The organism is Streptomyces sp. AC558_RSS880, assembly GCF_019049255.1.
Classification (GTDB): Bacteria; Actinomycetota; Actinomycetes; order Streptomycetales; family Streptomycetaceae; genus Streptomyces.
The window spans coordinates 1-8,342 of sequence record NZ_JAGMUJ010000011.1; the positions used below are offsets into that span (position 1 = coordinate 1).

The following is an 8,342-nucleotide window of genomic DNA, read 5'->3' on the forward strand; positions in this document are numbered from 1 at the left end:
GCCCCGACCGCCCCGACCGCCTCCAGCACCACCGCGAGCTGCGCCGGAATCACCACAGCCGGCAGCGCACGCCCCCACGAGTAGTGGCCGCTCAGCCACCCCGCCCCCACGACCACCACCCCCAGCGCAAAAAAGAGGACCAGCGGATCCCGCCGGTCCCGCCACCCCCGCGGCACCAGCGCGGCCACCCCGAGCAGCACCAGCCCGAACCGCGCGGCCGGATGCCCGTACAGCACCCGGTGCACCCGCTCCAGCCCGCCCCCCGCGCCGAACAGCGCGAAGAAGTCGTAGTACGGCCACACCCACAGCACCACCGCCCCCACCAGCACCCCGGCGCCGAGCCGCGGCCACACCGCGCGTCCGGGCCGCCGCGCCGCGAGCACCGTGGCGACGGCACCCGCCGTGGCCACGACCCCGGAGAACTGATGGCAGAGCAGGATCACCCCCCACAGCACTCCCAGCCCGAGCCACTCCGGCCACCCGGCCCCCCGGCGCAGCGCCCCCGTCAGCCACGCCCAGAGGTGGAAGGCGAGACCGAGGGTGAACGTGCTCGGATACGACACCGTCAGCGCGAGCGAGTGGAGCCCCGGGAAGCCGCTCCACAGGAACGGGGTCGTGCCCCACAGCAGCAGCAGGCTCAGCAGGGCGAGCGCGGGCGCGGCCCGGTGCGCGCTCAGCGTCCGCACGTACCGCCACACGCCCGTCACCAGCAGCGCCAGTCCGGCGGCGGCGGCCAGCCGCAGGACCACGAACACCGAAAGACCCGACAACCGGGCGACGGCACCCAGCAGCAGCATCCACGGCGAGTAGTACGGGCTCGGCGTGTCCGCGTCGACCAGCGGGTTGCCGGGGTCGAGCGGACCGTGCCGCAGCCGCTGCACGGTCGCCGCGTGCATGCCCAGGTCACCGGCCCAGGGGAGCCGCACGACCACCAGGACCAGCAGGGCGAGGACGAGTCCGGCGCCGGCCGCGGCCACGGTGCGGCCGAGGGCCGCCGGGCGGTCCGCGGCGCGGCGCGCGCCGGTCCTGCCGGGCGCGGCGGACGAGGAGGATCGGACGCTCACACAGGAGCCATTGCCCGCGACGGCGGTCCCGCACCGGATCCGCGCCGATGCCCACCCAAGGCACCACAACGCCGCGAGGGCGCCCCGGACCCGACGGTCCGGAGCGCCCTCGCGGTCACCTGCCTACGAGTGCGACCGCAGCAGCGTCCGCATCGTCCGCATCGCCACCGACAGGTTGGCGAGGTCGAACGTGTCGGAGCCGTGGATCTCCTCCAGCGTGGTACGGGCCCGGCCCAGCAGCGCCGCGTTCTTCTGCTCCCACAGCTTGAAGCGCTGCTGCGGCGTCGACGAGCCGTTGCCCTCCGCCAGCACGTCCGCGGTCACCGCCGCGTGCGCCGCGTACAGGTCCTCGCGGATCGCCGCGCGGGCCATGGACTGCCAGCGGTCGGCGCGCGGCAGCTCGATGATGCGGTCCATCAGCTGGGTGATGCGCAGCCGGTCGCCGAGGTCGTAGTACACCTCGGCGACGTCCAGCGGCTCCTTGCCCGTCCGGTCGGCGACCGACACGATGTCGAGCGTCGGGAAGGCGGAGGAGAATCCGGCGACCCGGGTGGCCAGCTCGTCCGGGACACCGGCGCCGCTCAGCTCGTCGTAGATCTTCTGGTACCAGTCCAGGTCCGCGCCGCGCAGCAGCTTCGGCAGCTGCGACCAGACCTGCTCGACCCGCTCGGCGAAGAACGACACCGTCTCCTCGAGCTCCAGCGGCTGCGGCCGGTTGTTGAGCAGCCACCGCGTACCGCGCTCCACCAGTCGGCGCGAGTGCAGCCGGACGCGGGTCTGGACCTCCGCGTCGACCGTGTTGTCGAGCGCCTCGACCCCGTCCCACACCACCGAGGAGCGGAAGATCGCGCGGGCCGCGGTCTGCGCCCGGACGATCTCCTCCAGCGACGCGCCGGTCTCCTCGCGCAGCCGGTGCAGATACGTCGTCCCGCCCGTGTTGACCGTGTCGTTGACCAGCACCGTCGTGGTGATCTCGCGGCGCAGCGGGTGGGTGTCGATCCGGTCGGGGAACTGCTCGCGCAGCGCCGTCGGGAAGTACGCGTGCAGCAGCACCTTCAGATACGGGTCGTCGGGCAGCGAGGTTCCCAGCAGCTCGTCGGCGACCGTGATCTTCGTGTACGCCAGCAGCACGGCCGTCTCCGGTCCGGTCAGGCCCTGCCCGGAGGAGAGCCGCTCGCGGATCTGGCGGTCGGTGGGCAGGAACTCCAGGGCCCGGTCCAGCTGGCCCTCGCGCACCAGGTGCTTCAGGAACCGCTGCTGGGCGTGGACCATGTCCTTGGACTGGGCCAGCGCGTTGGCGATGGCGGTGTTCTGCGCGTAGTTGTTGCGCAGCACCAGCCGGCCGACCTCGTCGGTCATCTCGGCGAGCAGCTTGTTGCGCTGCTTCACGGTCATGTCGCCGTCCTTGACGAGACCGTTGAGCAGGATCTTGATGTTCACCTCGTGGTCGGAGGTGTCCACGCCGGCGCTGTTGTCGATCGCGTCGGTGTTGATCCGGCCGCCGTGCGACGCGAACTCGATCCGGCCGAGCTGCGTCATGCCCAGGTTGCCGCCCTCACCGACGACGGAGACCCGCAGGTCCCGGCCGTCGACGCGGATGGCGTCGTTGCCCTTGTCGCCGACGTCGGCGTTGGACTCGGTGGACGCCTTGACGTACGTGCCGATGCCGCCGTTCCACAGCAGGTCCACCGGCGCCCTGAGGATGGCCTTCATCAGGTCGGCCGGGGTCACCTTGGTGACGCCCGGCTCGATGCCGAGGGCCTCGCGGATCTGCGAGTTGACCGGGATGGACTTGGCGCTGCGCGGGAAGATCCCGCCACCGGCCGACAGCAGCCCGGTGTCGTAGTCGGCCCAGGAGCTGCGCGGCAGCTCGAACAGACGGCGGCGCTCGGCGTAGGAGACGGCCGCGTCCGGGTTCGGGTCGATGAAGATGTGCCGGTGGTCGAAGGCGGCGACCAGGCGGATGTGCTCGCTGAGCAGCATGCCGTTGCCGAACACGTCACCGGACATGTCGCCGATGCCGACGACCGTGAAGTCCTGGCTCTGGGTGTCCACGCCCAGCTCCCGGAAGTGCCGCTTCACGGACTCCCAGGCGCCGCGGGCGGTGATGCCCATGCCCTTGTGGTCGTATCCGGCGGAGCCGCCGGAGGCGAAGGCGTCACCGAGCCAGAAGTTGTACGACTCGGCGACCTCGTTGGCGATGTCCGAGAACGTCGCGGTGCCCTTGTCGGCCGCGACGACGAGGTACGTGTCGTCCTCGTCGTGCCGGACGACGTCCGCCGGGGGCACGACCTCGCCGGCCACCATGTTGTCGGTGATGTCGAGCAGTGCCGAGATGAACGTCCGGTAGCTGGCGATGCCCTCGGCCAGCCAGGCGTCGCGGTCCACGCCCGGGTCGGGCAGCTGCTTGGCGACGAAGCCGCCCTTGGCGCCCACCGGCACGATGACGGTGTTCTTCACCATCTGTGCCTTGACCAGGCCGAGGATCTCCGTACGGAAGTCCTCCCGGCGGTCCGACCAGCGCAGACCACCGCGCGCGACCTTGCCGAAGCGCAGGTGCACGCCCTCGACACGCGGCGAGTACACCCAGATCTCGAACGCCGGGCGCGGCGCCGGGAGGTCCGGGATGGCCGTCGGGTCGAACTTCATGGAGACGTAGTCGTGCGGCACGCCGCCGCTCGTCTCCTGGAAGAAGTTGGTGCGCAGCGTCGCCTTGATGACCGTGAGGAAGGAGCGCAGGATGCGGTCCTCGTCGAGCGAGGCGACCTGGTCGAGGGCGGCGTCGACCTCCTCGAGGAGCGCGTCCACCAGCTCGTACCCGGCGCGCTGCCGGTCCGGCGACATCCGCGCCTCGAAGAGGGAGACGAGCAGCCGGGTGGTGTGGACGTTGTGGCGGAGGGTGTCCTCCATGTAGTCCTGGCTGAAGGTGGAGCCCGCCTGGCGCAGGTACTTGGCGTACGCCCGCAGCACCACGGCCTGCCGCCAGGTCAGCCCGGCGCTGAGCACGAGGGCGTTGAAGCCGTCGTTCTCCGCCTTGCCGGTCCAGGTCGCCTCGAAGGCGTCCTGGAACCGCTCACGGGCGTCGTCCCCGAGCTGGTCGGCGGACGCGCCCTTGGGCATCCGCAGGCCGAAGTCGTAGATCCAGGCCACGCTGCGGTCCGCGCAGCGCAGCTCGTACGGCCGCTCGTCGACGACCTCGACGCCGAGCCGCTGGAGCACCGGCAGCACCGCGGACAGGGAGACGGCCTCCCCCCTGCGGTAGATCTTGAAGCGGCGCTCCTCGGCGGCCGCGCCCACCGGCTCGTACAGGCTGAGCGCGAAGTCCCGCTCCTCGCCGAGCTCCTCCAGGCGCGCCAGGTCGGCGACGGCGCTCCGCGGGGGGTGGTCGGCCTTGTAGCCCTCGGCGAAGGCGCCGGAGTAGCGGCGCAGCAGCTCGGCGGCGCGCTCCTCGCCGAACTCGGCGTTCAGCGCCTCGGCGAAGCCGTCGGCCCAGGAGCGGGCGGCCGCGACGAGCCGGGCCTCGATGCGCTCCTTGTCGGCGTCGGACAGCTCGGGCAGTTCGGTGCCCTGCGGGACGCGGACCACGAAGTGCAGCCGGGAGAGGACCGATTCGGTGTTCCAGGCGGTGAAGTCGACGCTGATGCCGCCGAGCTCCTCCTTGAGGATGTCGATGATCCGCAGGCGCACACCGGTGGTGTAGCGGTCGCGCGGCAGGTAGACGAGGGCGGAGTAGTAGCGCCCGTACTCGTCCTGGCGCAGGTAGAGCCGGAGCCGGCGGCGCTCCTGGAGGTAGAGCACCGAGGTCACGATGGACTGGAGCTCGGCGGCCGGGGTCTGGAACAGCTCGTCGCGCGGGTAGGTCTCCAGGATCTGGAGCAGGTCGCGCCCGTCGTGGCTGTGCGGCGAGAAGCCGGCGCGCTCCAGGACCTCCTCGACCTTGCGGCGGATCACCGGCACCCGGCGCACGGACTCGGTGTAGGCGGCGGACGAGAACAGTCCGAGGAAGCGCCGCTCGCCGACGACGTTGCCGTCCGCGTCGAACTTCTTGACGCCGATGTAGTCCAGGTACGACGGCCGGTGCACGGTGGCCCGGCTGTTGGCCTTGGTCAGCACCAGCAGCTTGTGCTCGCGTGCCTTGGCGCGGGCGTCGGCGGGCAGCCGCTCGAAGGACGGGCTGACCGGGTGGCCCTCGTCGGAGGCGTGGTGCGGGTCGGAGCGCAGTATGCCGAGGCCGGTGCCGGGGACGGCGGCCAGCGAGTCGTCCCGGCGCAGCTCGTACTCGCGGTAGCCGAGGAAGGTGAAGTGGTCGTCGGCGAGCCAGCGCAGCAGCTCGCGAGCCTCCTCGACCTGCGGCGCGGGCAGGTCGGCGGGGACGGGCTCGTCGGGCAGCCCTTCGGCCAGCGCGGTGGCGGTCTGGCGCATCTTGCCCCAGTCCTCGACGGCCTCGCGGACGTCGGAGAGGACCCGCAGCAGGTCGGCGGTGATCTGCTTGAGGTCGCCGCGGTCGGTCTCGCGGTCGATCTCCACGTGGATCCAGGACTCGACGTGCGCGTCGTGCGGAAGGCCGCGCGTGTCCTGGGGGAGGTCGCCGCCGACCGGGGTGGTGAGCACCTCGATCAGCTTGCCGGTCACGTCCCGGCGGACCACGATCTGCGGGTGGATGACCACGTGGATGCCGCGGCCCTGGCGGGTCAGCTCGTTGGTGACGGAGTCGACCAGGAAGGGCATGTCGTCCGTGACCACCTCGACGACGGAGTGGCTGCAGGTCCAGCCGTTCTCCTCGACGGTCGGGGTGTGGACCCGGACGTTGGCCGTGCCCTGGGGGCGGCCCTCGGCGAGCCGGTAGTGCGAGTAGGCGGCTCCGAAGAGGTCGACCGGGTCGCGGTCGGTCAGGTCCTCCGGGGCGGTGTGCAGGTAGTAGCGCTGGAGGAACTCGAGCACGGTGTCCCGGTCGGGCATGCCCTTGTCCGTCGTCCCGGTCGGCAGTTTCCCCCCGGCCGGGCTGTTCTCAGCTACCCGTGCCGCCCTCTCGAGCAGCTCGGCCTTGGCTTCGTCCAGCTTGGTCTGCATGGTCCTCTGGCTCCTGTCGCGCGCCGTTGCGTGACGTAGAAGGAAGTACGGTCTCCGCCCTCGTGGTGCGGTGGTACGACACGGGGTGTCCGGTCCGTACCGACGCTATGCCGTGAGGGGGGAGGAGCGGGGGCTTCTCGGCCGGATCCGACGCGCCCGACGGGTGGGACGCCGCGCTCCGCGACGTCTGTTCCCGGGAGGTGCGCCGCGCCCCGGGTGCCCTCTTGGCCCCGTGCCGCCCGCGAAGACCAGCGACCGCCACCCGGGCGCGGATGTCGTCCGTACCGCCCGGGCGCACAGCAGGGACACCGAGGCCCCCGCGAGCTATCGCGCTGATCACGCCACCAAGGCTATCGCTCCTCACAGGCCCCCCGTCATGAGCCGTATGTGTACAAAACCAGGCCGTGAACTTTGACGTTCTGCACAGTGCGCGCGCTTCAGGAAGCCGCCAGGCGCTCCGCCTCCACCACGGCCTCCCGCAGGGTGTCCACCACCGGGACGCCCACCGCCTCCAGGCTGGCGCGGCCGTGGGAGCCGCCGGTGTACAGGACGGCGCGTGCTCCCACGTGCCGGGCGGCCAGCGCGTCGTCGGCCGCGTCACCGATCACCACCGTGCGCGCCGGGTCCACCCCGGTCAGCGCGCGGAGGTGGCGCACCATGTGTTCCGCCTTGCCGCCCCCGGAGGGTCCGGTCCGTCCGTCGACCCGTATGAAGTGCGCCTCGATCCCGAAGCCCCTCACCAGCGGGACCAGGTCCTCGTGCCCGTACAGGCTGAGGATGGACTGGCTGCGGCCTGCCGACGCCCAGCCCGCCAGCAGCTCCACCACGCCCTCGGCGAGCCCGCACCGCACGTGGTGCTCCGTGTAGTGGCGGTGGAAGGTGGCGTCCATCAGCTCCCACTCGGCCGCGCTGGGCAGCCGCCCCATCAGCCGCTCGTAGAACTTGGGCACCGGCACGCAGTACAGCTCCCGGTACCGCTCCAGCGTGAGCGGCTCCAGGCCCAGCTCGGCGAAGGCCGCGTTCGTCGCCCCGATGACCGCGTCGACATCGTGGAACAGCGTGCCGTTCCAGTCCCAGACGATGTGCGCGTCCTTGTGCGTCCCCATGCCCGAGAACGTACCCGCCCGGACTGACATTCAGGGAAACCGCGGGTCAACCCACCAAGTTGGGGATCTCCTGGGTGGCGTACCAGAGCAGTTCGTGGTCCTCCGCCCCGTCCACCGTGAACCGCGCGTCGTCGTCCCCGCCGTCCGCCGCGGGCAGCGCGTCCGCCGCGGCCGCCACGTCCGCCTCCGCGTCCGCCGCGTCCACGTGCACCGCGGCCGCCTCGGCCAGCCGTACGCCGCCGGCGACCCGCACCTCGCCGAGGGCGGCCGGGTCGAGGCCCCGGTCGGGGTCGGTCGAGACGGCGCCGTCGGACACGTCCACGGCGACCACGACCCGGCGCCGCGGCGCACCGGCGTCCGCCGCCAACAGCCGCAGGGAGGCCAGCGCGGCGCGGCCGAGCGCGGCGTACTCCAGCTCCTCGAGGTCGTCGGAGAGGTACCACTCGCGCAGCGCGGGCGTCACGGCGTACGCGAGGAACGGCCCGTCGCCCAGCGCACCCGTCCGGTACGCCTCGGCGAGCCCGGGGAGGGTCAGGGGGACGTAGACGCGCATGTCGGCCGCTTTCGTGTGATCGAGGCTGCGAAGGGGCCTTCAGGATACGCGCGGGCGTCCCCCATCGAGTCCCCGCCCGCACCCTCGGCCGCGTCCACCTCCGTCCAGGAATTCACCCGGTACGCCCGCCCGGTTACGGCGTCGAGGACCCCGCAGTCACCCTGATAGGTGAATTCCCCCGCCGCCTCGGCCCGCCCGCCGCCTCCTTGTCACCGCGCCGCACCGCCCCGTACAAGATCCCCAACCACGAAGTTACCGCCCGGTATCACCCGGCTCCCCGGCCGGCCCGGGCCCGTCGAACGGGGTCCCATGTACAAGGTCATGACCAGGGCACAGCATCGCCCCGGCACCCGTCCCCCCATCCGCCGCGACTCCCGCCGCCCCGCCGGCACCGCTTCCTCCCGCCCCGCCGCGGAAGAACCCGCCCCCGCCCCTTCCTCCGACGGAGGCCGCCCGTCCGCTGCCGCGCTCCCCGGCGGCGCCGTCCCACCCGCCCCAGCCCCTGACGGAGGCCACCCCTCCCCCGCCGCCATCGCGCCTCGTCCGCCC

General features: G+C 72.3%; 4 protein-coding genes. All 4 read right to left on the reverse strand.

Features of this window, described 5'->3' with window-relative positions; genetic code table 11:
• Positions 1 to 1,064 (reverse strand): hypothetical protein (locus KUM38_RS04700; RefSeq protein ID WP_217128001.1); only part of this gene is annotated, 1,064 nt, incomplete at its 3' end.
• Positions 1,065 to 1,187: 123 nt separating this feature from the next.
• Positions 1,188 to 6,134, reverse strand: coding sequence for an NAD-glutamate dehydrogenase (locus KUM38_RS04705; RefSeq protein ID WP_217128002.1), 4,947 nt, complete (start codon positions 6,132 to 6,134; stop codon positions 1,188 to 1,190).
• A 437-nt stretch (positions 6,135 to 6,571) separates the two neighbouring features.
• Entirely contained in the window at positions 6,572 to 7,240 is a 669-nt protein-coding gene (locus KUM38_RS04710; RefSeq protein WP_217128003.1) for an HAD family hydrolase, read from the reverse strand.
• A 46-nt stretch (positions 7,241 to 7,286) separates the two neighbouring features.
• Entirely contained in the window at positions 7,287 to 7,793 is a 507-nt protein-coding gene (locus tag KUM38_RS04715; protein WP_217128004.1) for a hypothetical protein, read from the reverse strand.
• Between the last annotated feature and the right edge of the window lie 549 nt (positions 7,794 to 8,342).